Origin of the sequence: Microcoleus anatoxicus (genome assembly GCF_042465725.1) — a bacterium.
Lineage (GTDB): Bacteria > Cyanobacteriota > Cyanobacteriia > Cyanobacteriales > Microcoleaceae > Microcoleus > Microcoleus anatoxicus.
The window spans coordinates 4,059,906-4,085,536 of the sequence record NZ_CP120853.1; the positions used below are offsets into that span (position 1 = coordinate 4,059,906).

Consider the following 25,631-nt stretch of genomic DNA (forward strand, 5'->3'; position numbering starts at 1 on the left):
CGGTTAAATCACTCCGATACAACCGGAATTGATATCACCCCCCCCAAGGGGGGAAATTCAGGAAGAAAGTCCAAGGACACTGCAACACATCGACCCTTCAACTGAGTTTATCCTGAGCGAAGTCGAAGGGCGAGCGGGAAAAGCTTCGCTTTAAAAATTAAAAATGTTGAATTGCTTGTGGCATTTTTAATTTTTAATTTGGTTGTTTTAATTCCTAGTCGGTTGCAGTTGAGCGACGGTTTCGGGTTTAATTCCCATGTCGCTAACGTAAGGAACTAGAAATTCCGATTCTGACAAATTAGCAGGATTAACTGCGATCGCGCGATCGACATCTAGCTCTTGAGCAATCTGGCTTTCTTTGAGCCAATTTTCGTATTCTTCAGGAGTGTGAACAATCACGCGAGTCCGCATGGCGCCGTGGTAGCCACCACAAAGTTCCGCACAAAAGACGGGATAGTCACCGGGTTTGGTGGCGACAAACCGCAATTCCGTGGGGATTCCGGGAATCGCATCTTGTTTGAGCCGGAATTGGGGAACCCAGAAGGAGTGGATCACGTCAACGGCCGAAAGGTTGAGTTGAACCGATTTACCCGTGGGGACATGGAGTTCTCCAGAGGTGACTCCGCTGTCGGGATAGTTAAATATCCAGGCGTATTGCATCCCGGTGACGTTGACAGTGAGGCCTGCGAATTTTCCTGTCTCCGAAGGTTTGGCTCCAAAACCGTATTTGGCGGTTGGTGTGCCACCCATTTCTGCGGCCATTTCTGATGCCGCGCTTCCTGAGTCGGCGATCGGGGGAGCGGCCATGGCACTGCCTTTGGGCATTTTATGGCCTGCGTGGGTGGAGTCGTGAACGTGAGCCATCACCTGACTGCCGCCCGGATCGAAGCCTCCCATATCTCTAAAGACTTCGACGCTGTAGATGCCCACACCAATCACCAGAATTGCGGGTATTGCCGTCCAGAAGATTTCTAAGGCAAAGTTTTCGCTAACGGGTATGCCATCGGTTTCGTCTCCGGGGCGGTAGCGAAATTTGATCGCAAAATAGACGATCGCGCCTTCTACCACTATAAATAGGGCTGTGGCGATCGTGGTCATCAGATTAAAAAAATTGTCTACCAGTGGCGCTTGTTCTGAAGCTTGCTCTGGCATTAGGTGGTTGTTTTGACCATACCAGAAGCTGATTGCTGCGATCGCTAGCCCACCAACTAGGGTCAACAGCGAAGCTGGTATTTTTCCTGTTTCTTTTTCCATCCTTCAACTCCTTGAGTAAGGGCTGCGACGCCTGGACTGAGGAGTCGCTGGCTTACGGCTTGTTTAATTTGTTGACTGCGGTTTTACTAGCCGTCCTACCCCTACTAGGGTAGAACAATCAGCAAAATTTGGTTTGTGATTAATGTTATTTTTTAAGTTTTTTAATGCTGTTGAGTTTTTAATCTTTAGTTTCCGTATCATGTATCACAGTTATTTGATAAATAAATTTTCTTAATTAAATCTTTAGTTTTGACGCCAAAGCTCGACTTGAGGGAATTGGTATCAGTATAAACGGTTGAGGGGAAAGATTAAGCTTTTTTTAAGTTTAGGAAAATAAGATAAATCTTTTGTAACATAAAGTCAATTCTTCAGTCCTCCCATCTAAAATTTCAAAAATCAAATCTCAAATCAATGGGCGGTTTATTAAAGAAAAACAGTGTTAAGCTCACAGAAAGCCACCAGAAAAAAAAGTTCACTATTTAATTAAGTTCCATCGATAACAAAGGCTAAGGTGAATTTCATGGCAAACTCAGTTTTAAATCAGCCAACCGCAGCAGGAGTGCAGTGGCAGCCACAGGATATTGTCCGCGGCCTAGTCTGGAAAATTGCGATCGCCACCTGGCTGCTAATGGCTGTAGGCAGTGCCACGCGGGTGATGAATGCGGGGCTCGCTTGCCCGGATTGGCCTCTGTGCTACGGTCAATTAATCCCCGCAGCGCAAATGAATTTGCAGGTATTTCTGGAATGGTTTCACCGTTTGGATGCCGCGGCGATCGGCTTAAGTGCGATCGGTCTTTTAGCACTATCTTTATTTTACCGCAGCCGCCTCCCAAAATGGCTCCCGATTGCCAGCGCTGGAGCACTATTTTTAATCGTTTTTCAAGGCGTATTGGGCGGCTTGACAGTAACCCAACTGCTCAGATTTGATATCGTTACCGCTCACTTGGGAACAGCTTTACTGTTTTTTTGCGCTCTGTTAGTCATCGGTTTCATGCTAACTCCCTACGAAGCTAAAGGCAATACGGGGAAATTAGCTTGGGTAAGTTCGATCGCAGCATTGTTAGTTTACCTGCAAAGTTTGCTAGGAGCATTAGTAGGCTCTAGATGGGCGTTGCACCAATGTTTTGGTTCCTCAGAATTGTGCTCGGTAATGAACAGCCACATCATCGGCGTAGTACCAGCTACCGCAGCCACTTTAACAGTAGCAATCATGGCTTGGCGGCAGCCAGCACTAAGTGCAAACTTGCGAAAACTAGGAAATTTAGCTAGTGTTTGTCTGATTGCTCAATTAGTGTTAGGATTGGCAACTTTCCGGCTGCACCTTCAGGTAGAACCCCTGACAGTCGCCCACCAAGCTGTCGGCGCTGCTTTGTTGGGAATCTTGGTAGCCTTTAGTGTTTTGTCGTGGCGCGATCGGGTTTTATCAGCTTGAGAGGGGCGGGTTGATTAATCGGCGGTTGAAACCGCTACTACACAAACGAAGTCCGCCTCCGCGGACTAAGAGGGGCGGGTTTATCAATCTTTTCACCTACAAGAAATATCTCTCGTAAAACCCGCCCCTACAGCCCATGAAAAATGACCACAAGTGACCCTTCGACTTCGCTCAGGGCACCGCAACTAACAACTAACCATTAATCACCGATGCAAGAAGTTCTTACAAACCATAGCCCTCGCCTCCATGAAAACTTTTCGCAAGTGGTGAAAAGTTACTATCAACTCACAAAACCCAGAATTATTTTACTGTTGCTAATCACCACATCAGCAGGAATGTGGATGGCCGCCAAAGGAGAAGTCGATCCGCTATTGCTGGTATCAACGATCGCAGGAGGCGCTTTGGCTTCCGCGTCTGCTAATACGATTAATTGTGTTTACGATAGCGACATCGATTATATTATGGAGCGCACCCGCTGGCGGCCGATTCCTTCGGGGCGTGTCAAGAAACGGGATGCTTTGATTTTTGCGATCGCCCTAGCGACAATCTCCTTTACATTACTGACAGTTGTTGCCAACTTATTAGCAGCATTGCTAGCCATGTCTGGCATCGTTTTCTACGTCCTAATTTACACCCATTGGCTGAAGCGCCACAGCGTGCAAAACATCGTCATCGGCGGTGCAGCAGGCGCTATTCCGCCGCTAGTTGGCTGGGCTGCGGTGACGGGAGATTTGAGTTGGGGTGCGTGGCTGCTGTTTGGGATTATCTTCCTGTGGACACCGCCGCATTTTTGGGCATTAGCAATGATGATTCGCGACGAATACGAGGGAGTAGGCGTGCCGATGTTGCCGGTAATTGAGGGCGATGAAGAGACAGCCCGCCAAATTTGGATTTACACGTTATTGATGCTTCCTGCCACTTTGCTGCTAGTGTATCCGCTGAATTTAGCCGGCCCGGTGTATGCGGGTACTGCGATTTTCCTGGGAGCGATTTTTGCTCAAAAAGCTTGGTTGCTGTTGCAGACTCCTGAGGATAAGAACGTTGCGCGATCGCTGTTTAAATACTCTATTCTGTATCTGATGCTATTGTGCGCTGGAATCGTGGTTGATAGTTTGCCTGCGACTCACAACTTTACTACTGCTGTTGTCCAAAATGTGCACACTTTGATTAGTGCAGTGGTGATGTAGTCTGCTGTTAGCTCCCCGACTTCTTAAAGAAGTCGGGGAGCTTGGTATTCTTGTCATATTTATAAATTGGACAGAGGTAATCGCCATTGAACAACTCGGAAAATGAAATCTCACAACCTATTGAACCGAGCGAGGAAAAAGTCGCCCTCATTGACGAACTCAGGCAAGCCAAAATTAAACATAATTCTGAAGCAATACTTCGGATAGCCAAGCTAATTGATGGTACAATAGTATTCTTGGAAACAGGAAACTCTGCCTCTGGTCTCCAACATATTGTGAACAATCACAGGCGAGATTTTGCAGCAAGAGATATATCTGAAGCAGAAATCCCAGATGCAGTGATGGATGCTGTGATATTCGGTGAAATTATAGGCTATCAATCTCCAACTCGACCAATTTATCAAGTCACTTTTAAGAGTAAAATTCAGCTCATCGCAGTGACAGTCGGTAGCAACGGTTATCTAGTTTGTGCTAACCCCGCTTCCCTTTCATAAATTAAGGTGAATGAACATGAAAGAAATTATTAAGCTAAATGCTGACTATGGCAGCCATCCGTTGTGGTGGGCTTCTCCTGGGAGAATTGGCAATATCGAGCCAACGGCATTACCTTTAAGTCAAAAAACTCTTAGGCGTTTGCTTGCTTGGATCACAATTTACGAAGCAACTCTCAATTGGAACGATCCAGCTTCATCAGGGTTCGCTAGTGAGGAAGCTCAAGAGACTTTTGAGCAAGAAGGAATTAGTATATGGCATCAGCTACGTCAGGAACTAGCGCCAGACTATGAAGTGATTTATTTTAGTAAAAAGCTGCAAAAAGAACTTGCAGAACCAAGTCAATTAATTGCTGTCACTCAATCATAATCATAACGATCGTCCCTTTCTGCATCTGCTTTAATCTGCGGTTAAATAAAGTCTGAATTATCTACTAATTCACTCGGTTCACCAGGATAAAAGCGATCGTCTAAAATCTCAGTCAAACTATAAGGACAACTCAAAGGGAAGGTTTGCTCTGGTAGTTCAGTTTCTCCCATTGCCAAGTCTCTGGCATTCTCATAAGACTCTTGCAGTGCATCATCAAGATAGGGTTTGAGGCTTGGGTTATCTTTGAGTAGCCGTAACGTATCGCGACGCTGGATGCGAAGAGTTGCCAGCCAACTCCGACTACGATAATCGCTACAATTAAGCTATCAAATTTGCCTGTAATACCATGATTGCCATCCCCTCTGGATTTAGCACCGAAGAGTACCTTTCTCTGGAACATGAGAATACAGTCCGCCATGAATATCAGCGCGGTTTAGTCTACGCAATGGCGGGAGGTAGCGACGATCATGATGAACTGTCGTTGAATCTAATTGAACTTTTGCGCCACAAGGTTCGAGATTTAGGTTGCTCTGTGCGATCGGGTAATGTGAAGGTGAATTATAGGGATGCGTTTTTCTATTATCCCGATGCGTTTGTGACGTGCGATCCGCGAGATAAGAGCGATCGCTATGTGAAGCGCTATCCTAAGTTGATTGCTGAGGTGCTGTCTCCTTCGACGGAAAAGTTCGATCGGGGTGATAAGTTTGAGGATTATCAACAGTTGGAATCCTTGGAAGAGTATGTTTTAATCTCGCAGGATGAGATGCGAGTGGAGTGTCGCCGTCGGGTGAAAGATGGGGCTGGGGAACGTTGGGAAACGGTGGTTTATGGTGCGGGCGATTTAGTGATGTTACAGAGTATTGATCTGGAAGTTGCGATCGCAGAATTATATCGCGGTGTGAATTTCGATCGATAAATAAAGTAAACTATAGACAAAGATTTCAGACAATACTCGCTACAATTAAAGTATCAAAATTGCCAGCCATACTATGATTGCCATCCCCTCTGGATTTAGCCCCGAAGAGTACCTTTCCATCGAACATGAGAATACTATCCGGCATGAATATCGGCGCGGTTTAGTCTACGCAATGGCGGGAGGTAGCGACGATCATAGCCGGATCGCGATTAATTTTTTAACGGCTATTAATTTTCACCTGCGTGATGGTGATTGTCAGTTTTTTTCCGGTGACGTAAAGGTGAATTATGCGGATGTGTTTTTCTATTATCCCGATGCGTTTGTGACGTGCGATCCGCGCGATAAGAGCGATCGCTATGTGAAGCGCTATCCTAAGTTGATTGCTGAGGTGTTGTCCCCTTCGACGGAAAAGTTCGATCGGGGTGATAAGTTTGAGGATTATCGACAGTTGGAATCCTTGGAAGAGTATGTTTTAATCTCGCAGGATGAGATGCGAGTGGAGTGTCGCCGTCGGGTGAAAGATGGGGGTGGAGAACGTTGGGAAACGGTGGTTTATGGTGCGGGCGATTTAGTGATGTTACAGAGTATTGAGCTGGAAGTGGCGATCGCAGAATTATATCGCGGGGTGAGTTTGGGGCGGTAAATGAAGTAAACTATAGACAAAGATTTCAGACAATTCTAAATGCCAACTGCCAAATGAAAAGTTGAGGAAAGTTCTGATGACTGAGAATACCGTGAAAGTAGACATCTCTTTTCAATCACTGCTGGAAGCTATTTCGTCACTGGGAATTGCTGAAAGATACAAAATATGGGAATTTTTGGAAGCTGAATTATTCCCGAATGAGGAAGATTCTCCAGAAGACATTGCTGAAATTGAAGCTGCCCGTGCTGACTACAAAGCTGGAGATTACACAACTTTCGATCGATACATGGCCGGGCGGGCAAATAAATCGACATGACTTACATAATTATTACGCCTAAAGCTGTGCAAAAGCAGCTAGATGCCCTGCCAGATGATGTCTGCGATCGTATCGCTGTCAAGATTTTGCAACTTGCCGAAAACCCGCGCCCGGATGGGGTAGTCAAGCTGAAAGGCACTGATAATGAGTATCGTATTCGGATCGGTGATTACCGCGTTCGTTATGAAATTCGCGATGAAGAACTAATCATTCTCCTATTACAATGCAAGCATAGGAAAGATGTTTACAAAGCATGATGTTTTTTTATCTACGAGCTCACTCATGCTTCTTTACCAAAGTTGGTGTACAAAGCTTCTAGGCGCTTGGCTTCTGCTGCTTGATGGATCAAATCAGTTTCAATTTCTGCGGTGTTGGCATGATAGTAGGTGAGTGCGGCGTAGACTTCGGCGAGGGTGAGATTAGAAATGCGATCGCAAATCTCTTCAGCATTCAATCCTCGCTTGTACCAGGTGACAATCCGGCGAACGGTAACGCCTTTACCGAGGATGTGAGGACATCCACCGTGCAATCCGGGAGTGCGTGCAATGAGCGTACCAATGTCAATAGATACTGCTGTGGTCATAAACTATGGAAGTTTGAAGGGACTGATCTCTATTACAGCATAGCGATCGCAGAATTATATCGCGGTGTGAATTTCGAGCGATAAATGAAGTAAACTATAGACAAAGGTTTCAAACAATTTTAACCAATGCCAGCATCCGTTCTTCATCTGTTTGACAAAATCACGGTGAATCCAAGACAATGTGGCGATCGTCCCTGCATCCGGGGAATGCGGATTCGAGTCATCGATATCCTAGAGTTGCTAGCTGCGGGTTTGAGTTTTGAGCAAATTCTCGAAGAATTGCCAGACTTGGAACTTGAGCATCTCAAAGCTGCGCTTCTCTATGCAGTCTGCAAGCTCGATCGTCCTGTTTTGGCCGCATGAGAATTTGGTTGAATTCTCGTCTATCGTCAGCCATTGCTGTGTGGATTACTGCTACTTTTGGTGAAATACATTAGCGAGCGGACGATCGGCGGTATTTTTCTCTTCTATTGGGTATTGTACCGCAACTGCGATATAATTATTGGTATTGTACCGCAACGGCGATATAATTATAAGTTAGACCCAAAAGCTAAAGCAATTCGTTCTCGTTAACCAGCTTCGGTAAATCATTGTGTTTTCCTAAGATAATGTTTAGTCAGGTTTCAGTTGCAACACCCCCTTCACCTAATGCTCATCCTCAGCCACCAAGTCCGAATGACTGCTCTCAAGTTCTAACTCTGCTCAACCAATGCCAGTTCTTTATGAGGGAATTACCTACCGGAAACTTCTCAAACACCATTGAGAAAGTACATACTCAACAAGTAGGAATCTTGAACTGTCACAGTGTTACTAGAAATGCGGTTCAACACCTATCACTGTTTGGGTGGCAGCGAATTTCTGGCTATTTAATAAGGAACAGTATTGATGTGAATTTTCGAAGTCTGGAACAATTTAGAATGCCTCCTTACTTTACCATTAACTCCAGTAGCGAGAATCTCATTACTTGGCTTCATCACCATTCAGTTCTAGTTGATAGCCAAGGAAATTACATTGAGTGCCTGCCACCTCGTTTTTACCCGATCGACGAGTTCGTTTTTGTCCCACACATATCTGGAGACAAAGGATACCTCTTGTGTGCCGAGTAATGTTAAGCCATTAAGCTGGCGTGGAGAGATCGAACTTTCAAGTGATCCAGGTTTAATTTGGTTGATGGGGTTTCGATCAAGGCTTCCCGCTTCCTGTCCAATCAAGCTTTGCCAGGTCTAACACGTTGGTGCAGCGGTCCGTTTTAGCGACACGTGAGAAAACCGATCCAGAAGCGGACTTGAGTGCAGATATAGTTGAGCGTCTTCAAGAACGAATCCGAAAGGGAGCCTAGCCATAGAAGGTTGGAGTAGTGCCAGCGAGATAACAAGTCGTTGGAGCGGCGGAGAAGATTCTTGCTTCGTTTAAACCAATACTCCGGACTGTTTTTTAACTACTCTGTAAGCGTTACAGCGTAAGCCCTGGCATTTTTAATGGTTTTTTGAAACTCAGGACGCTTACTTAAAGATTGAAAAAATACTCATCCCTATAGCCATCAAGGGTTTGAGATACTTGATTAGATCTAAAACTGTCCGAAGTATTGTTAAACGGAACTTACCCCCGTAGGGGATAGTTTCGGTGGCTGTATTCTTTGAGCTGTATTAGTTTTAGCCCTTTGGTAGTGAAAATTTTGTAGCCATGTATTTAAGGTTTTATTAATATTTAGAACCCAAGTATTGTTGTATCCTAAAATTAACTAAAACCCGCTCCACATAAAAGTTAGAGAAATTTGTAGTCATGTACTTGATTTTCCAAATCCAGGAAAGTCTCGCCCTGTAATGGTTTCAGAAGAAATGAATGGAGCGTGGGGGGTAAGTTCCGTTTAAAGTTGGTAGATCGCCGCTCAACTTGGTCGTTATCCCGCCAAATCTGAGTTGGGTAGTGGCTTGAATGTATCTATCAAATTCCAACTCAAAGGTGAATGCCATGCAAGCCAAACTTCAAGAAAAACTTTCTCCTGCTGATGCCGAAGTTATTTTGGGACGTTTACCAGAAAGAATTAAAGCAGCTCTAATTGCCCGTGCTGCGGAAATTGAATATCCGATCGCAGTTTCGATCGCCATTTCGATCGCCAATTTTCTCGACACAGAAGCATTAGGTTTCGTAGATTGCAAACCAGGACGCGGGCAGTAAAACGGAGAAGTCCCAGGCGATGAAGTTTTTGATAAGGTGAAAGCCCGATCGCTAAAATGATGAATATGATGTTGCTGCCAAGATAACCATGACCACCATCACCCTCAACCTCTCTCCCGAACTCGAACACCAGATCCGCACTGAAGCATCTCGACAGGGCGTTGAACCCGATCGCTACATCCTCAACGCCCTGCAAGAACGCCTCCAGCCTAAACTTCCAACCACCCAACCTACTGAAGCCGACTTGCTGCAACAAATTAACATCGGCTTTAGTGCACAAACCTGGGAAGAATACCATGCCCTCATCGCCAAGCGTCATGCCGAAACCCTGACTCCCGAAGAACACAAGCAACTGATCCAAATGAGCTCGCGCCTTGAACAACTCAATGTTGCCCGCATTCAAGCCTTAATTCAACTCGCAACCTTCCGCAACCAACCTCTGACAGATCTGATGCAAACCCTCGGCATCAATCCTCATCCCGATATCGTTGATTATGTCTGAATCCCGCCTCACACAGCAGCAACGACAATTCATTAAACAACGCGCCAATGGTTGCTGCGAGTATTGTCTCAGTCAAGCTAAATTCTCTCCCGACCCCTTCTCCATTGAACACATTATCCCTCGCTCCAAAGGTGGCACCAGTGATTTGGATAATCTGGCGATCGCAGCTCAAGGGTGCAACAATTTCAAATACAGTCATAGTGAGGCGATCGACCCCGTTACAGGTGGCTCTGTCCCACTTTATCATCCTCGACGGGATAACTGGAGCGAACACTTTACTTGGAGCAGCGATGCGACTCAAATGTTGGGTTTAACACCGACTGGACGCGCTACCATCGATCGGCTCAAACTCAATCGAGAAGGAGTAGTCAATCTTCGAGGAGTCCTGCATTCGATCGATCTACATCCACCTCACAATGATTCGTAGTAAAAGGGAGTTTAGACCATGTTTGCCCTCGTCCGCAACACCAGCGCTGCTATCCGGGATTTGAAGCAACAATTAGGTAAATAACGGATGCCCAGAAAAATCAGGGATTTGAAAAGCCTATTATTGAAAGCAGGATTTGCTTGTGAGTCTGCTAAAGGTAGCCACACCAAATGGTCACATCCTCTGCTACCAGGAAAGCTGACCCTATCAGGAAAAGACGGCGGTGATGCCAAGCTATATCAGGAAAAAGATGTTGACAATGCTCTCAAACAACTAGCTGAAATTGAGGAAAAAAATAGATGAACAGTCATTATACAATTGTTATTCAATGGTCAGATGAGGATCGGTGCTATGTCGTTAGTTTTCCAGAATGGGGAGACTACTGTCATACTCACGGGGATACTTACGAAGACGCATTAAAAAATGCCCGCGAGGTTTTGGAACTTCTCACTGAATCGACGTTAGATGAAGGTAAACCCTTGCCAAAGCCACAATTATTTGGTCAATCTCTACAACACGCATAAGCATTTCTAAACATCATTAACATAGATGTGTAGTCCTAACCCTATGTCTGCCAGAGATATTTATCATGACGCAGTAAAATCAGCCCTCACTAAGGACAATTGGGCGATCGCAGCCGATCCTTATCTAAGGATATTATTTCTTAGTCCGCGTCGGCGGACTTCGTTTTTGTAGTAGCGGTTTCAACCGCCGAATCCTAGAGGGGGTAACAAGGCCAAATTAGGAACTGAAACCTCGCAGAACGTTTATCCTCTCTACCTCACGTTAAGCTAAAAACAGATAACAGAGAGTCAACCTACGCAAAAGGTTAATATCAATGATTGCGATCGCCCAAAAAACCCTTTCCTTCGAGGAATTTCTTAACTGGGATGACAAATCCGGCAAGTCATTGGCGCTAGTCAATGGAGTTGCTATGCCCCTGAGTGAACCGACAGCCAAACATGAGGATGTCGTTGATGGTTATCGCACTTGTTGTTTGCGAGCGATCGATTATTCAGCAAAACCTAATTAAATATAATCGATCGCCCGCACAAGAGATTACTTGACTTGCACTTTTCGATCGCTGCGTTTGCGTTTCCACAACATACCACCAAAAACCGCAGCCGCAGTTACTATCCCCCCGATTTCCGAAGGTTCTGGAACAGCTTCAGCACCATCCATCGCCCGCATTTTAAAAGAGAAATTATCGTGGTTTGATTCTAACTTAATCGGAAACGCTAGGGGATTTGTCGGATCGATTAGCGCATCAATGCCCGTAACGTTAAACTCGGAAACGCCGTAACCGAGTAAGGCAACAAAATCAACCACTTCATTCGGGCGAAACTTACCGATTTCTTGACCGCCAACTATTACAGAAAATAGTTCGTCAGCATCAATTCCACTGGGCAAACTGAGAATTTTTGTAAATAGCGATGGTTCGGTTGGGTTGGGATTAAATGCGATCGGACTTGACCCCCCAACCTCGCCGATTTTGAACGCAAAACCCGCCGAGGTTGGCGGATCAAACCACAGGCGACTTGTGACATTATTAAAAATATGCCAACCATCCTCAAAATTATCAGGTAATAAAGGATTGCGCTGAGAACTACCGCTGACGGGATTGAGCAGAAAAGCATGATTTGCACCAGTCTTGCTGTTAATCCCTTGACCGACAATTTGACCGCGATCGTTAATGCCGTTGATTTGCTGTAAAAACCACCCAGAATCAGCAGGAATCAGGCTGTTAAGGTTAGCCATTTCGCCGTCTTCCCAGATTAAACCGTGACTTAGGCTGCCATTGACACTGGTGTTACCAAAACCGACTGCTTGTCCTTTATTATTAATTGCCACCCCGTAATTGACATTGCCACCGAGAGTTTTGAGTTCTGTAAGTTTACCGTTTGACCAGATAACAGGTTTACTTTGCTGAGTGTTTTTATTAGCAGAATAGCCGATCGCCTGTCCCAGATCGTTGATATCGTAAGCAATGCTGTCGTTGTCTCCTTCCAGAGTTCCCAAGTCCCTCATCGTGCCGTTTTCCCACAGGAAAGCATGAGTTATCCCGAAAACAAGACCGGAATAACCAACTACTTGCCCCCTGTTATTGATACTCATAGCCCCGCCATTGAAACCAAGAGTACCCAGATCGGTCATCGTACCGTTTTGCCATAAAAAGGGGTTAAATTTATCTTGGGCAATGTTAAACTTACCAACTATTTGCCCAGCATCATTGATGTCACTAGCGCTACTGCTAATGCCGCCAAAATAACCGAGGTCTGTCCTTTGACCGTTTTCCCACAAATAGGCATTATCCGTCCAATTTTCGCTGAGATAGCGGCCCACCACTTGACCGGAAGTGTTGATTTGGTAAGCCCAAGTGCTGTCGGTAACTTCGGTTAAGTTACCGTCTTCCCAAATCCAACCCACACCATTTTTACCCATTACCACTTGTCCGAGATTGTTGATACTGTAAGTTTTGCCGGGACCGAGGTCAGTAATGGCATAGGAGGCAAAACCTGTATGGATACTGGCGGCGCTGACTGGTTCAACTGCGGTAAATCCCAATAAAGTAAAAGCAGTCAGCGACAGACAACTTTGAACAAACCCGCTAGAGGAAGTTTGTTCAAACATTTTTTTGAATTTTTTCACGTATACCTCAGAGTGGATAGTTGGGTTGGCGTTGCTTTTTGGCATCCTAGAGAACGAGCTCACTATATGTCTATCAGGGTGTCGTTTGAGATTTTATGCGCTGACACACCAATTTGTTACAAAACTTTACCAAAACTTACGCCTCGCCGTCCAGAAACCGAGTTGGGAGTTGAAGATATAGCAGTCGCCAAGGCGGTTTGGTCATTGAGCGGAGCGTCGCCCTGAGCGTAGTCGAAGGGTCGAAATGTCCACTTCGACTACGCGAGCGTGACCGAAATATCCTAATCGCCTTGGCGGTTGCTATAACCTACACTGATCAGTGGACATCTCCCAAAAAGCGAGTCTTGAACAGGCAGGATGCCTGTTCCACAATAATTATGGGAGATGTCTAGTGGGGGAAAGTAATCACATCCAATTAATTCGACTGAATCTGTGCATTCAAAACCTTAGAAATGCGATCGCGCGTTTCCTCCAAATGAGCCCGCATATAAGCATCCCCATTCCGATCCAAACTGCGAATAGTCTTACTCAAACCCTCCCGCAACTGCCGCAACTCGTACCAAGCCAAAGTCCGCGCATCTTCAGGAACACTCGTTTTTCGCAACACCATACCGATCAAAATTGCCAAATGTTCCCGCTGCAAAGAACGCCTAAAAGTCGAAATCTCCATCTTTTTGTTCGTCGGATGGAAAACTTCTTGCCAAATATCCTGTTGTAAAGTATCGAACACTTCCGGCAACTTCAGAGCACTTTCCGATGCCGATTTTAACTCCGAATCCCGCAGTCTCACCAGCCTCTCAGGAGAGAGCAAAACTCGCAATACAAACCGCTGCAAAAAAGTAATGCGATCGCCAATGGGATAATCTAAAGGAAACACCAAAGCTGGACTTCCCCAGTGATTCCAACGAGAGGGCGCTAATTTATTCAGCAACTGGGGCGCAAAACTAAACGCATCCGGTGCAAAAACGTATTTATCCAGGGTTGCTAATGCTTCTCGCTGCTGACTAAGTGCGATCGGCACAAAGGGCAATTTCCCCTTCGGATCGCCAGGGCGACTTCGATTAAACGACTCTCCCCCCACATACAAAGTAGCATTCATTACCTGCTGAAAATAATATCCAAACACCGAATCAAACATCACCCGCAGTTCATTGTAACCATCATCCCCAACCGGAATTCTGCTTTCCAAACGCTTCCACATCACCCTAGCATTCTCCAATTGCAACTGGGAATAAGCGAGCATATTGGCACTAAGATCGAAAGTATTAGCAGCCGGATCGAGAATATCAACAGCATCTTCATCCGGCGCATAAGCTAATTGCGGTTCCGCAGCACGACTGGCAATTTCCTGTAACATTGGCAATTCGCTACTGGGATTGACAGCACCAAGCACCTTGTAACCATACTCGATCGCCCAATCATCATAAGGCCCCACAATCATGGGGTAATAATCGCCCTGGACACTTCCCGGTGCCGCCAAATTAATCGGCACATAATCCATCACCGACGCCACCAAACCTTGAGTGCGAGTTAACTGAGTATTATTCAACTCCTCCGGTTGCAGCATCGTACTACCGTGAAAATTGTGCCTCAAACCCAAAGTGTGACCGACTTCGTGAGCAGTCAAAAATCGGATATATTGATTCACATAATCCTCAATTTCCGAACTATTAGGTGTCCCATTACCCAACAGAGACATCGACATTGCACCCATGGCAAATTGTTGGCTGGATTCCAACCCAAAGCACAAATCAGAATCCGACATCAACCGCGACACAGGCGATCGCTTTTGCTGTTGGTATCTTTCCACCAAGTTTGGTAAATCATCAACCAGTTCAACCGCAGAATTTTCTTTATTTCCCGTGCCTAAATTATCATTTCCTAGCACTCTCAAATAGCGAGAATACATCCCGAACTGACAAGGATTTGTGTTAGAGCCATTTTGTCCTTGAAAACTCTTAGCAACCGAGCGATTTTGTTGCACCAAAGACCGATAGCCCTGTTTAATTTGTCTGACAATATTAGCATCTAACAAAATATCCGCATCCAAAATTTCTCCAGTCAGCGGGTTAGTGCGAGAGGGGCCCAGACCAGCAAATTCAGGATCGAAGGAACTCGACCAGCGAATAGTATTGTAGCGAACATCCGCCGGGTCCCATTTCGCATTGTCCGGCATCTGTTTGACCTGAATTGCGTCACTGAATCCTGCCTTTTCAAAAGCCTTATTCCATTCCAAAATGCCCTCACGGATGGCGTTGCGGTATTCCAGAGGTACATTGTTTTCAATCCAAAAGACGATCGGCTGCACTGGCGGTGAAATCGGAGCATTGGGAATTTGTTTTTGCAAATGCCAGCGATTGATATAGCGCACAAAAGGCTCCCGGCTGCTATTGTCAGAAAAGTCTTTATATGCTGTGATAAAATAACCAACTCTTTCGTCCGCGAATCTGGGGCGATAGCCATTATTTAATGGCACTTCTGAGAAACTGTAGTGAATGCGAAGATTGAAAGCTCTACTGTCAGGAATTGAGGGTAAATAGTTGACGGAACTGTCATTATCGCTGGAAAAACCGTAGACAGAAGTAATCTCTACATTTAAGGGAAAGGCTTTCACTTCCTTAAAGTAAGATTTGTCAGCATCTAGTGAATAAGATGCACCTAAAATCATTTGCAAAAATGATTTTACCCCTGGCAAGTCACGCTTTTCGCTCATGAGCAAATCACCCAAGTCTATCAGTAGAGTTTGTCTTTGGGGGTGAATGCTTTTGAGGGGTAAAGAATACAGGATAGACTCGCTAAATGCTCGTTCTACGGAACCTGTTTGTGGATCGCCAGGACTGGTGCGAAAGTTGATATTTGGAATTACAAATTGTACGTTATTTTGGAGTTTTCTCAGTTGAAATAAGAAGTCTCCGAAGGGAAGTCCACTCAAAATTCCTGCTTCTCCTAAGCCGGAAGCTAGGGTTACAAAGCAGAGGAATTTTTTATTTAGTTGTTCTGGCTTAATTTCTAGATAGACTTTATCTGTGGTTTTGTTTGTATACAGGGTAAACATTCCTTCGGATTTTTGGGTGTCTTTGATGACTTCATCGAAGGGTTGCAAGGATGGTTCGCTATTTTGTTCTTTTCCTGGCCCTGGTGCTGATAGGGAATAGGGTAAAAATAAACCTTGATATAAACTGAATAGGAAAAATGCTAGGCATAGTATGAAAAATATCAAAGGCCTATTTTTTCGGGGATTTTTAGGTGGTGGATTTGTGCTGTTTTTAGTAGATGTCAGATTTTTCATGTTGGTTATTGAAGGAAGAAGGAAGAAGGAAGAAGGAATCAGGAAGAAGGAAGAAGAACCCCCCCCTACCCCAGGGCTGTTTTATTCTCAAACAAATCATCGTTTTGTAGGGGTAGTGGATGGTGCGTGCCTACCCTCCTCATCCACGATTTTGTATGTGTTTCAGAGGTTGGGGCGGGCACGGGGGCACCGCCCCTACAAGAGAATGAAACAGCCCTGCCCCCTACCCTCCCCAAGGGGGGAAATTCAGGGAGAAGAAATCAGGAAGAAGTCACCCCCCCCTGTGCCCCCCAAGGGGGGAAATTCAGGGAGAAGAAATCAGGAAGAAGTCACCCCTCCCTGTGCCCCCCAAGGGGGGAAATTCAGGGAGAAGAAATCAGGAAGAAGTCACCCCCCCCTGTGCCCACCAAGGGGGGAAATTCAGGGAGAAGAAATCAGGGAGATGTCACCCCCCCCTGTGCCCACCAAGGGGGGAAATTCAGGGAGAAGAAATCAGGAAGAAGTCACCCCCCCCTGTGCCCACCAAGGGGGGAAATTCAGGGAGAAGAAATCAGGGAGAAGTCACCCCCCCTGTGCCCACCAAGGGGGGAAATTCAGGGAGAAGAAATCAGGGAGATGTCACCCCCCCCTGTGTCCCCCAAGGCGAGTTCTTCTTTCTTCTTCTTTCCTGATTGTATAAACTACTTTTTAACAGGCCAAGGAATCATTGGATCTTGAGCTAATTGTTTAGAAACGGCGATCGCCCCGTAGCGGTTGAGGTGGCTAGGATCGGAAAAAGATTCCCGTGCCTGCGGCCATAATAAACTATTATCTCGGAAAATTAATCCTGTTTGAGCTGCTAACTGTTGCATATGTTGTCGGAATTCCTGTTCGTAAGCTGTCCGCACCGGGTCTAAGTAATCTTCGGTTAAAGGCATATTCACAAACACCAGATTGATGTTGCGAACTTTGGTAAATTCGATGAGATTTTTGAGTGCTACAGTTTGTTCGCCGATTAATTTAAAGTCTTGATAGTCAGAGTCGTAATACCCCGATACTTTGGCGTGTTTCTCAAAGTAAGTATCGGGATTGAAACGGACATCGATCGGCAAAAAGCCGTTTGGTTTAAAATCGCTGATTTCTTTGGGCTCAAGAGGAGTTTGCTGGGGGTTTTCGGCTGTTTGGTTGGAGGCTGTCTCGGTTTCGTTGCTATTGACTAAGGCTGGGGCCGATGGATTGACTAGCGATCGCAAAAAGTCCTTGAGTCGATCGCGCTTTTTATAAGTTGCAGAAGTCTCCACCAACTTTTGATTAACCAATTGCTGAACATTAGCTTGACTCTGCTCGAAATTGTGAGCCAATGCAGCGACAGCCGCCAGCGGATTATGCGTCACTTCCTTGGATACTTCCGTTTCTAATTGATTAGTGCGGATCAGAAAACTACCACGGGCTAATTGTCTGTAGCCTTCAGAAGAAGCGATCGCACTAAAAGTCAAATCTGGCCTACCGCTATTTAAAGCCCTAGCCCCATCGGCTAAAACCAGCAATTTCGGCAATTGTTGCGGTGGCAAAATCCGGCGGACGATCGAATCTACAACCTGAAGAGTCGCCCCATTCACCCCAAAATTGTAAGCTTTCAGCCCCGGATAGCCCCCAGCGGCCAAAGAGGTTTCCAGAACTGCCGGATCGATGCCCCGCAGCGCCCTGGAACTGCCCACAATTAAGATATCCGGCGGTCTTTGATGCTGACGGATGTACTCTTGATATCGAGCTATTTGAGCGTCAAGCTGCTCGCTCCTCAAAGTCGGATAAACCATTGCAGGAGGGGCCTCAGCTACAGGAACGGCGATATTCCCTGGCTTGGTAAACCCAGAACCATTGAAAGCATCTTCCCCATTGGCCAAGGGCGAGGGTTCCAAGGGTATTTGAGGCAAATTCACCTCCTGAGACTGGGGAGGCACGGGGGATGCTGGACTCACCACAGGGGCTTTAACGTCGCTCTCAGGCTTGACACTTGAATTTTGACAATTTTGGTCGCTGCACGCCAACATCGCCCTAGGAGCTGCACTGACCGTCGTATATTTCACAAATTGACCAAGTAACCAATCGCTATTGAAAGTCAACAGACAGCCAGCGATCGCCCAAACCAAAGCAATACCCGCGGCGCGATCGGCTCTGACACTCGTAGAACCAGCCACAGAAGTTGACAAACCATCATTGGGTACAAATAAACCGGAAGCCACAAGGGGCTGTACCAAAGCTGGAACTAATCGCTCCCCTAGGTTGTAGCCTGGGAGTCGGATTTTGAAGCCCCGATGCCTGCCAGAGGGTTTGGCATCCCCAGGAAAGACTAAATTTTCGCCCAAACTCGAAAAAGTCCCATCGGTTGCTGATGTGGCGAACTCCGGCACCGGCTCTTTTTCAAACACCGCCAGTTGGGAGTCCACGGAGGCTGCTGTGGGCGCTGATGCTTGGCTAGTCGCCGTTGTGAGATTGAGTCCGTAACGCCACAGAGGTATTTTTTGGCCCGCGCGACGCCCGTAGACTCGCACTCCTGCTACTCCGGGAATTTTTAACTCCCGCAAGAACTTCACCACTGGTGGGCCCACCTTGGACTGAGAAGGGCAAGTCAGAGATTCGGTCATGATGTGGAGTACGTCGTCTTTTTGGAGTACGACAGCCCGGATACCGCCTGTTTGTAACTTGCGTTTGAGATTGGGGTTGAGCAACCTGTTTAATAAAAAAGTCAGGGCCGAGCGATCGCCCTCGGCCGCTAAAGTTCTGGGGCTGGGAGCCAAGTCTGGATGATGAGCCGCCGGCAAGTCCACCCAGTCTATCCACCCTGGCGAATCAGGCTGGGTTTTGCGATCGCTGACTGTTTTAACGCCGTAGAGAGTGGCTCCATGAATGCCCTGGGGCGCGAAGGAGGCAAGCAGGGGGGCGATCGCGTCGGCTGTTTCCTGTTTGTCTGGGTAGGCTGGTGCTTTCTGCTTTTGCCCTTTGCTGGCCGCCTTGCTACAAAACAGGTGTAGGGTTGATTCTTTCAGGGTTGCTCGCACTTCTACTTGCGATTGTGCCAAGTGTAGGTTTAACAGTTTGGCGATCGACTGGACATCTCCCCAGCGGGCCCAAGCTTTGAGAATTTTGTCCGGTGGTGTCAAGTCTACCCGCAGCATCCAGTCTGGCTTTGCTTCGCCGCTGACTTGGCTGACAATTACCGCATCTCGGAAATTTTCTAGTTTGAGCTTCCGCAGCCTCCCGGCGATGGGTGCTGCTAGCAAGGATGGATCGGGGCTGTATCCAGATTCGCATAGCACCAGCAGTCGCCTGTCAATGGTTTTGAGATGTTCCCGTGGCTGGGAATCATCGGTTTGGGGGCTGTCTGGGAGTTCTTTTTCGCGGATGCTAACTTTGACCGAAACTCCCATCGGTCCTAGGATTTCGCTCAAATAACTGGCGATCGCATCTGGATAGCCCCGCTTGGCAAAACTTTCCACCGGCAGTGTCAGCGTTGATGTCTTGGCGCTGTCGCCGATAACTGGTTGGGGGGATTGAATCAGGGCTACTGCGCCACGGTTCTCTTGCTGCTGGGTTGTTTGATGTCCGTTTACTGGGGGGGGACTGAAAGCATAACTGGCTGAAGTGTCGATCGTCACTGGAGCCGTTTCAAACAGTTCTCGGTATTCTATCCCGGAGGCTTTGGGGGGAGTTTCCGCATCAAATTCGAGTTCTTCCCGCAACTGTGGCGCGCTGGTGGGGGGGGCGACTGGATTGGAGATTTGTTTGAGTTTGCGGTTTTGATTGCGGAATTTCCCGAAAAATCCTGCTTTTGGAGCCTCTGTGGGCGGTGCGTCGGGGGGAATTGTCGGTGCTGGTGGTTCCGCAACGCTGGTGTCATTTTCCTGTTTTTGGGGGCTGCTGCAATCGAGCCGGACTGTCCAGTCATTTTGCCGGGAACCGAGTTTGCGCCCGCACAGAAATAACTGGTAAATTTTTGGTCGATCGGGCGGCAGGAGTCGAGTAAAATCCGTTTGGGCGATCGCCGATGTGAATCTCGCCGTCACCAATTCCTGGGACGGACACAGCGCTGCTTCGCACAAAATGTGGAGGTGATTTCCTCGCAACCGTACTTGTAACTGAACTTCGGGAAGCCCCAAAGCTGCTTGCGCCCACTGCGACGCGGCCGATCGATTATCTGCCAATATACTCCCGTTCGCATTCAACATGGGACTACTAATTTGAGATTTCTGATTGTAGATTTTAGATTAAATAATTGAATAATTGTCTCCAGGAAGAAGACAGCCAGCTACTATATTTGCAGTATTTTGTTAAGTTGTAAACTGGGGTAACAGAAAACTCAGGAGGGACTTATGCCGTCGGAAAACCGAGATTTATCAAAAACACAAACACTTCAAGGTCAAAATTGTCTAATTCCCTCTGATGTTGTCTTGAGCTTGGTGACATTGCCACTGCTTGGTGGTTTGCTCGTTGCTAAGGCTACAGCAGAGTTTGTTAGCTCCCTCGGCGTTGAAAGCGAAGAAGTGTTTCGGGGATCTCGCCTCCCCCAGCTTAACTTTCCCTACGCCAAGGAGTAGAAAGCTCAGAGGGCCCATGCTCCCTAAGTACAATCAAGTTGTCTCGTATTTGACCGCAAAAAAAAGTGTTTTCGGTAAGACTAAACCATACAATTTTCTAGACACCCGCAGCTATTGAGGAACAGCCCCGATGAGTTCACTCCTCCAGTCTTCAGAACAGGCTATTAATTCCACATCTATTTCCCCTTCTATTCCCCACTCAAAATCAGACCTGTTTCTACGCAATCGCCTCAAAATAGTAGAGGACCTGTGGAAATCGGTGCTGCGACAAGAGTGCGGACAGGAATTGGTAGACTTGCTCGGTCAAATGCGATCGGTCAATTCCGCCGAGGGACAAGCCACTCATTTTCTGGAATCCAACGTTTTGCAGCTAATCGAAAAGCTCGACCTCAACGCCGCCATTCGCGCGGCCAGGGCTTTTGCACTCTATTTTCAGTTAATCAATATTGTCGAACAGCACTACGAACAGCGAGACCAACAGCTAGCTTACTTCGGTAGCAACACTGCTGGGGAACGGATGTTTTCTAAGTTGCCTGGAAATGCCATGGATGCGCCCGATCGCCCGCGACACCGAGAAGGCCCGTCCCCAAAAACTGACCGTCGGACAGAAACCGAGACCATGAGCAAAGACGCAGGAACTTTTCACCAACTGTTCCCGATGCTGCTGCGCTTGAACGTGCCTAGCCAGCAAATTCAGCGCTTGATCGATCAGTTAGACATCCGCTTGGTATTTACAGCCCACCCGACGGAAATTGTCCGCAACACGATCCGCACCAAGCAGCGACGGATGGCCAAGATTCTGCAAAAACTAGACCAAGTTGATGAGAAATTTCCGCTCGTGGGGACAGACTCTGAAAGTCCCTACGCGGTGTCTTCCTGGGAAGCTTGCGCTCTGCAAGAGCAATTGATGGAAGAAATTCGCCTCTGGTGGCGCACTGACGAGCTGCACCAGTTCAAGCCCACTGTGCTTGACGAGGTGGAGTACACTTTGCACTACTTCGATGAAGTGCTCTTTGATGCAATTCCCGAACTCTATCACCGCCTCAAGCAAGCCCTACACGCTTCTTTCCCTTACCTGAAACCACCCAGTTACAACTTTTGCAAGTTTGGTTCTTGGGTGGGTTCCGACAGAGATGGTAATCCTTCTGTGACTCCAAAAGTTACTTGGCAAACGGCTTGCTATCAGCGCCATTTGGTGCTGTGTAAGTACATCAATGCCGTCAAGCGCCTCAACGAGTTGTTGAGTTTGTCGCTACACTGGAGCGACGTATTGCCGGAATTACTCGAATCTCTCGATCGCGACAAATCCGAATTCCCGGAAGTTTACGAGCAGTGGGCGATTCGTTACCGCCAAGAACCCTATCGACTGAAGCTGGCTTACGTGCTTCAGCGACTGGAAAATACCCGCGATCGTAATTGGCGACTATACAAAGGAGACGAGTTGCAGCGGGAACGGGAAGCTTTGTCAGCAAATGCTGGCATGACCGGTCTTTATCGATCGGGCACAGAATTTTTGACGGAGTTGCAGCTAATCCAGCACAATTTGGTCGAAACAGGTTTGAGTTGTAGAGACTTGGAAAATCTGCTTTGTCAAGTAGAAATTTACGGATTTAATTTGGCTTACCTAGATATCCGCCAAGAGTCCACAGTACACTCCGACGCTTTGAACGAAATTGCTCAATACCTGGAAATTTTGCCAACGCCCTACAATCAAATGACCGAATCGGAGCGAATTATTTGGCTCGCAACTGAACTGCAAACTCGCCGGCCTTTAATTCCCGCAGAATTACCATTTTCTCCCAAAACTTGCGAGACAATTAATACCTTCCGAGTATTGCGGCAAATGCACCAGGAGTTTGGGCCGGAAATTTGCGAAACTTACGTGATCAGCATGAGTCACGATGTCAGCGATCTGCTAGCAGTCTTACTATTAGCAAAAGAAGCCGGAATCTACGATCCTGCCACAGGAATTAGCAGCGTTCAAGTAGTACCTCTGTTTGAAACAGTGGAAGATTTGAAAAAAGCACCGATCGTGATGCAGCAGGTATTTGAACTACCACTTTATCGCGCTTTATTAGCTGGAGGTTACGCTGCTGCCAAGGCTCAGCAACTGTCCGATTCTTCCCCGGCTGTTTCCTTGCAAGAAGTGATGCTGGGCTATTCAGATAGTAATAAAGATTCGGGTTTCCTCAGCAGCAATTGGGAAATTCAGAAAGCTCAAAAAGCTTTACAAATAGTTGCTGAAAACTACGGTGTGGAATTACGAATTTTTCACGGCCGGGGCGGTTCTGTAGGCCGCGGTGGCGGGCCTGCTTATAAGGCAATTTTGGCTCAGCCAGGAAAGAGTATTAGCGGGCGAATTAAGATTACCGAACAAGGGGAGGTTTTGGCTTCTAAGTATTCTTTGCCAGAGTTAGCACTTTACAACTTGGAAACTGTGGCCGCAGCAGTGATTCAAGCTAGTTTGCTGCACACAGGTTTCGATGGGATCGACCCTTGGAATCAGATTATGGAGGAGTTGTCTGCAAAATCGCGATCGCACTACCGTAACTTAATCTACGAACAGCCCGATTTAGTCGATTTCTTCCACCATGTTACCCCGATTCAAGAAATCAGTCAGTTGCAAATTAGTTCTCGTCCAGCCCGTCGTGGCGGCAAGAAAGATATCAGCGGTTTGCGGGCAATTCCCTGGGTGTTTAGCTGGACTCAAAGCCGCTTTTTGCTTCCTTCCTGGTACGGTGTGGGTACGGCTCTACAAGAATTTTTGCTAGAGGAACCGGAAGAACATTTGAAACTTTTGCAGTATTTTTACTTGAAATGGCCATTTTTTAGAATGGTGATTTCTAAGGTGGAAATGACTTTATCCAAAGTAGACTTGCAGATTGCCGAACACTACGTCCGAGAGTTATCTCTTCCAGAGGATAGAGCGCGTTTTCAGACTTTGTTTGAACAAATTTCTTGCGAATATCACCTGATTCGCGATTTGGTTTTAACTATTACCGGACACCAACGTTTGTTGGACGAAGATCCGGCATTGCAGCGTTCCGTGCAGTTGCGAAATGCCACCATTGTACCTTTGGGTTTATTGCAGGTTTCACTGCTGAAACGCTTGCGGCAACATGGTAGTGGTGCTGTGCCGGGGGTAATTCACTCGCGTTACAGCAAAGGTGAATTGTTGCGGGGAGCTCTGTTGACGATTAATGGTATTGCTGCGGGGATGCGGAATACCGGTTGATGATTTTGAGTTGATTACTCGTTACCAGGCTCTGCCTGGTAACGCAGATCTAGAGGCTCTGCCTCCTATGTTCCTTTCCTTTGTTCCTTTGTTCCTTCTCTTCGACGAGGCAGAGCCTCTGGATATCGGTGCCCAGGCAGAGCCTGGGAACCAGTTAAACCAGTTTTACTCGTTACCAGGCTCTGCCTGGTAACGCAGATCTAGAGGCTCTGCCTCCTATGTTCCTTTCCTTTGTTCCTTTGTTCCTTCTCTTCGATGAGGCAGAGCCTCTGGATATCGGTGCCCAGGCAGAGCCTGGGAACCAGTTAAACCAGTTTTACTCGTTACCAGGCTCTGCCTGGTAACGCAGATCTAGAGGCTCTGCCTCCTATGTTCCTTTGTTCCTTCTCTTCGATGAGGCAGAGCCTCTGGATATCGGTGCCCAGGCAGAGCCTGGGAACCAGTTAAACCAGTTTTACTCGTTACCAGGCTCTGCCTGGTAACGCAGATCTAGAGGCTCTGCCTCCTATGTTCCTTTCCTTTGTTCCTTTGTTCCTTCTCTTCGACGAGGCAGAGCCTCTGGATATCGGTGCCCAGGCAGAGCCTGGGAACCAGTTAAATCAGTTAATTATCACTTAAAGCTGAGTTGGATCGATACCCAATTCTTGCAGTTTTGCAGCCATGCGATCGCGCTGTTGTTCCAGTTCATCCCGCTGTTGTTCCAGTTCATCCCGCTGTTCCATTAACTCTACATAAGACAAAAAGCGCTTTCCATCGGGACGAATCACCTCTAATTCTGGTTCTGCAAACACAAATCTGACCCCTAGACGCGGACTTACCCACCCATCCAAGGATTCAATTACAATTAGTCCTGTTTCGTCTCTTTGCCATCCAGTTAAATCGTTACGTTCTGGATCGTAAAGGTAATATTCTTCTACACCAAAGCGGCTATAAAACTGCAACTTCAGTGCCATTTCCGATAAAGTATTTCCGGGGGACAAAATCTCAAAGACGACTTGCGGAGGGATATTATCTTCTAGCCATTGCTGGTAAGACCCTCGATATCCCTTGGGTCTGCCAAATACCACCATAGCATCAGGGGCGCGCCTCGTCTTATTGTCGCCTTCGACGGGATACCAGAGTAAATCCCCAGCTACAAATACAGTGGGATTATCTTTAAATAAGGCTTCGCACCCTTCTTTGAGTTTGACAATCCAAGCAAATTGGAGGGTGTTATCTGACATAGGCTGTCCATCACTGTCTGGATACAGGACTTTTTCTGGTTGTTTCGTGGGCTGTGGCTGAGTTTGTAGTTGAGGAGTCATGGGAAGGGCACCAGAAACTTCTAAATCTGATTATAACTATAGCCTTTCGATCTCTCATAGGAGGTACAATCGAGCATTGGTAATTGGGTATTGGTAATTGGGTATTGGTAATTGGGTATTGGTAATTGGGTATTGGTAATTGGGTATTGGTAATTGGTAATTGGTAATTGGTAATTGGTAATTGGTAATTGGTAATTGGTAATTGGTAATTGGTAATTGGTAATTTTTCTAGTTTTTTTGTGTTATTCTCGTTACCAGAAAGAGCCTGGTAACGCAGATGC

General features: G+C 46.8%; 26 protein-coding genes and 1 pseudogene. 20 read left to right on the forward strand and 7 right to left on the reverse strand.

Annotated features, from left to right (window positions below; translation table 11 throughout):
• Nucleotides 1-207: 207 nt before the first annotated feature.
• Nucleotides 208-1,254, reverse strand: a complete 1,047-nt coding sequence (locus P2A85_RS17540) for a cytochrome c oxidase subunit II (protein ID WP_377474225.1) — start codon at nucleotides 1,252-1,254, stop codon at nucleotides 208-210.
• Nucleotides 1,255-1,774: 520 nt separating this feature from the next.
• Between P2A85_RS17540 and P2A85_RS17545 the strand changes: the two genes are divergently transcribed.
• The 4 genes from P2A85_RS17545 (at nucleotide 1,775) to P2A85_RS17560 (ending at nucleotide 4,734) form a co-directional block, all read left to right on the forward strand.
• Entirely contained in the window at nucleotides 1,775-2,686 is a 912-nt protein-coding gene (locus P2A85_RS17545; protein ID WP_377474227.1) for a heme A synthase, read from the forward strand.
• Nucleotides 2,687-2,895: 209 nt separating this feature from the next.
• Nucleotides 2,896-3,873, forward strand: a complete 978-nt coding sequence (locus P2A85_RS17550; RefSeq protein ID WP_377474229.1) for a heme o synthase — start codon at nucleotides 2,896-2,898, stop codon at nucleotides 3,871-3,873.
• 86 nt (nucleotides 3,874-3,959) lie between these two features.
• Nucleotides 3,960-4,367, forward strand: a complete 408-nt coding sequence (locus P2A85_RS17555) for a hypothetical protein (protein ID WP_377474231.1) — start codon at nucleotides 3,960-3,962, stop codon at nucleotides 4,365-4,367.
• Nucleotides 4,368-4,383: 16 nt separating this feature from the next.
• Nucleotides 4,384-4,734: a hypothetical protein gene (locus tag P2A85_RS17560; RefSeq protein WP_377474233.1), complete on the forward strand. Its 351-nt coding sequence runs from the start codon at nucleotides 4,384-4,386 to the stop codon at nucleotides 4,732-4,734.
• A 41-nt stretch (nucleotides 4,735-4,775) separates the two neighbouring features.
• Here P2A85_RS17560 and P2A85_RS17565 read toward each other — a convergent pair.
• Nucleotides 4,776-5,033 (reverse strand): annotated as a pseudogene (locus tag P2A85_RS17565) (DUF29 domain-containing protein); the annotation flags it as partial.
• Nucleotides 5,034-5,080: 47 nt separating this feature from the next.
• On the opposite strand from P2A85_RS17565, the gene P2A85_RS17570 reads away from it, so the two are divergent.
• The 4 genes from P2A85_RS17570 (at nucleotide 5,081) to P2A85_RS17585 (ending at nucleotide 6,866) form a co-directional block, all read left to right on the forward strand.
• Nucleotides 5,081-5,650: a Uma2 family endonuclease gene (locus P2A85_RS17570; protein ID WP_377474235.1), complete on the forward strand. Its 570-nt coding sequence runs from the start codon at nucleotides 5,081-5,083 to the stop codon at nucleotides 5,648-5,650.
• A gap of 73 nt (nucleotides 5,651-5,723) precedes the next feature.
• Nucleotides 5,724-6,293 carry a Uma2 family endonuclease gene (locus tag P2A85_RS17575; protein ID WP_377474237.1) on the forward strand — a complete coding sequence of 190 codons (570 nt, stop codon included), beginning with the start codon at nucleotides 5,724-5,726 and terminating at the stop codon, nucleotides 6,291-6,293.
• Between the two features lie 76 nt (nucleotides 6,294-6,369).
• On the forward strand, nucleotides 6,370-6,609 hold the full coding sequence (locus tag P2A85_RS17580) for a hypothetical protein (RefSeq protein WP_377474240.1): 240 nt from the start codon (nucleotides 6,370-6,372) through the stop codon (nucleotides 6,607-6,609).
• Nucleotides 6,606-6,866, forward strand: coding sequence for a type II toxin-antitoxin system RelE/ParE family toxin (locus P2A85_RS17585; RefSeq protein WP_377474242.1), 261 nt, complete (start codon nucleotides 6,606-6,608; stop codon nucleotides 6,864-6,866). Before P2A85_RS17580 ends, P2A85_RS17585 begins: the two co-directional genes overlap by 4 nt.
• Nucleotides 6,867-6,889: 23 nt before the next feature.
• Here the strand turns inward: P2A85_RS17585 and P2A85_RS17590 are convergent, their stop codons facing one another.
• Nucleotides 6,890-7,192, reverse strand: a complete 303-nt coding sequence (locus tag P2A85_RS17590) for a DUF433 domain-containing protein (protein WP_377474244.1) — start codon at nucleotides 7,190-7,192, stop codon at nucleotides 6,890-6,892.
• A 126-nt stretch (nucleotides 7,193-7,318) separates the two neighbouring features.
• Here P2A85_RS17590 and P2A85_RS17595 point away from each other — a divergent pair, with 126 nt between their 5' ends.
• The 9 genes from P2A85_RS17595 to P2A85_RS17635 all read left to right on the forward strand — a co-directional run bounded on the left by P2A85_RS17595 (nucleotide 7,319) and on the right by P2A85_RS17635 (nucleotide 11,332).
• Nucleotides 7,319-7,555 carry a DUF433 domain-containing protein gene (locus P2A85_RS17595; RefSeq protein ID WP_377474246.1) on the forward strand — a complete coding sequence of 79 codons (237 nt, stop codon included), beginning with the start codon at nucleotides 7,319-7,321 and terminating at the stop codon, nucleotides 7,553-7,555.
• 60 nt (nucleotides 7,556-7,615) lie between these two features.
• Entirely contained in the window at nucleotides 7,616-7,765 is a 150-nt protein-coding gene (locus P2A85_RS17600; RefSeq protein ID WP_377474248.1) for a hypothetical protein, read from the forward strand.
• A 1,362-nt stretch (nucleotides 7,766-9,127) separates the two neighbouring features.
• Nucleotides 9,128-9,370 (forward strand): hypothetical protein, encoded by a 243-nt coding sequence (locus tag P2A85_RS17605; protein WP_377474250.1) that lies wholly within the window; start codon nucleotides 9,128-9,130, stop codon nucleotides 9,368-9,370.
• An 88-nt stretch (nucleotides 9,371-9,458) separates the two neighbouring features.
• Nucleotides 9,459-9,872: a hypothetical protein gene (locus P2A85_RS17610; RefSeq protein WP_377474252.1), complete on the forward strand. Its 414-nt coding sequence runs from the start codon at nucleotides 9,459-9,461 to the stop codon at nucleotides 9,870-9,872.
• A complete protein-coding gene (locus tag P2A85_RS17615) occupies nucleotides 9,865-10,299 on the forward strand; it encodes an HNH endonuclease (protein ID WP_377474254.1) in 435 nt (144 codons plus the stop codon). The genes P2A85_RS17610 and P2A85_RS17615 overlap by 8 nt, the downstream gene beginning before the upstream one ends.
• 87 nt (nucleotides 10,300-10,386) lie before the next feature.
• Nucleotides 10,387-10,602 (forward strand): type II toxin-antitoxin system HicA family toxin, encoded by a 216-nt coding sequence (locus tag P2A85_RS17620; protein ID WP_340518251.1) that lies wholly within the window; start codon nucleotides 10,387-10,389, stop codon nucleotides 10,600-10,602.
• Entirely contained in the window at nucleotides 10,599-10,823 is a 225-nt protein-coding gene (locus tag P2A85_RS17625; protein ID WP_377474256.1) for a type II toxin-antitoxin system HicB family antitoxin, read from the forward strand. Before P2A85_RS17620 ends, P2A85_RS17625 begins: the two co-directional genes overlap by 4 nt.
• Nucleotides 10,824-10,866: 43 nt before the next feature.
• Nucleotides 10,867-10,995: an element excision factor XisH family protein gene (locus P2A85_RS17630; RefSeq protein WP_377474258.1), complete on the forward strand. Its 129-nt coding sequence runs from the start codon at nucleotides 10,867-10,869 to the stop codon at nucleotides 10,993-10,995.
• A gap of 142 nt (nucleotides 10,996-11,137) precedes the next feature.
• On the forward strand, nucleotides 11,138-11,332 hold the full coding sequence (locus P2A85_RS17635; protein WP_377474260.1) for a hypothetical protein: 195 nt from the start codon (nucleotides 11,138-11,140) through the stop codon (nucleotides 11,330-11,332).
• A 26-nt stretch (nucleotides 11,333-11,358) separates the two neighbouring features.
• Here P2A85_RS17635 and P2A85_RS17640 read toward each other — a convergent pair whose 3' ends face one another.
• Nucleotides 11,359-12,930, reverse strand: coding sequence for a PEP-CTERM sorting domain-containing protein (locus P2A85_RS17640; RefSeq protein ID WP_377474262.1), 1,572 nt, complete (start codon nucleotides 12,928-12,930; stop codon nucleotides 11,359-11,361).
• 84 nt (nucleotides 12,931-13,014) lie between these two features.
• Here P2A85_RS17640 and P2A85_RS17645 point away from each other — a divergent pair, with 84 nt between their 5' ends.
• Complete coding sequence (locus P2A85_RS17645) at nucleotides 13,015-13,173, forward strand: hypothetical protein (RefSeq protein ID WP_377474264.1); 159 nt, start codon at nucleotides 13,015-13,017, stop codon at nucleotides 13,171-13,173.
• A gap of 190 nt (nucleotides 13,174-13,363) precedes the next feature.
• Here P2A85_RS17645 and P2A85_RS17650 read toward each other — a convergent pair whose 3' ends face one another.
• Together P2A85_RS17650 and P2A85_RS17655 are read right to left on the reverse strand one after the other, a co-directional pair.
• Nucleotides 13,364-16,237: a zinc-dependent metalloprotease gene (locus P2A85_RS17650; protein WP_377474266.1), complete on the reverse strand. Its 2,874-nt coding sequence runs from the start codon at nucleotides 16,235-16,237 to the stop codon at nucleotides 13,364-13,366.
• A 680-nt stretch (nucleotides 16,238-16,917) separates the two neighbouring features.
• On the reverse strand, nucleotides 16,918-20,442 hold the full coding sequence (locus P2A85_RS17655; protein WP_377474268.1) for a hypothetical protein: 3,525 nt from the start codon (nucleotides 20,440-20,442) through the stop codon (nucleotides 16,918-16,920).
• A gap of 144 nt (nucleotides 20,443-20,586) precedes the next feature.
• Here P2A85_RS17655 and P2A85_RS17660 point away from each other — a divergent pair, with 144 nt between their 5' ends.
• A complete protein-coding gene (locus P2A85_RS17660; protein ID WP_341732254.1) occupies nucleotides 20,587-20,811 on the forward strand; it encodes a hypothetical protein in 225 nt (74 codons plus the stop codon).
• 130 nt (nucleotides 20,812-20,941) lie between these two features.
• On the forward strand, nucleotides 20,942-24,046 hold the full coding sequence (ppc, locus tag P2A85_RS17665; protein ID WP_377474270.1) for a phosphoenolpyruvate carboxylase: 3,105 nt from the start codon (nucleotides 20,942-20,944) through the stop codon (nucleotides 24,044-24,046).
• A 614-nt stretch (nucleotides 24,047-24,660) separates the two neighbouring features.
• On the opposite strand, the gene P2A85_RS17670 is transcribed toward ppc, so the two are convergent.
• Nucleotides 24,661-25,350, reverse strand: coding sequence for a Uma2 family endonuclease (locus tag P2A85_RS17670; RefSeq protein WP_377474272.1), 690 nt, complete (start codon nucleotides 25,348-25,350; stop codon nucleotides 24,661-24,663).
• Nucleotides 25,351-25,631 lie beyond the last annotated feature (281 nt).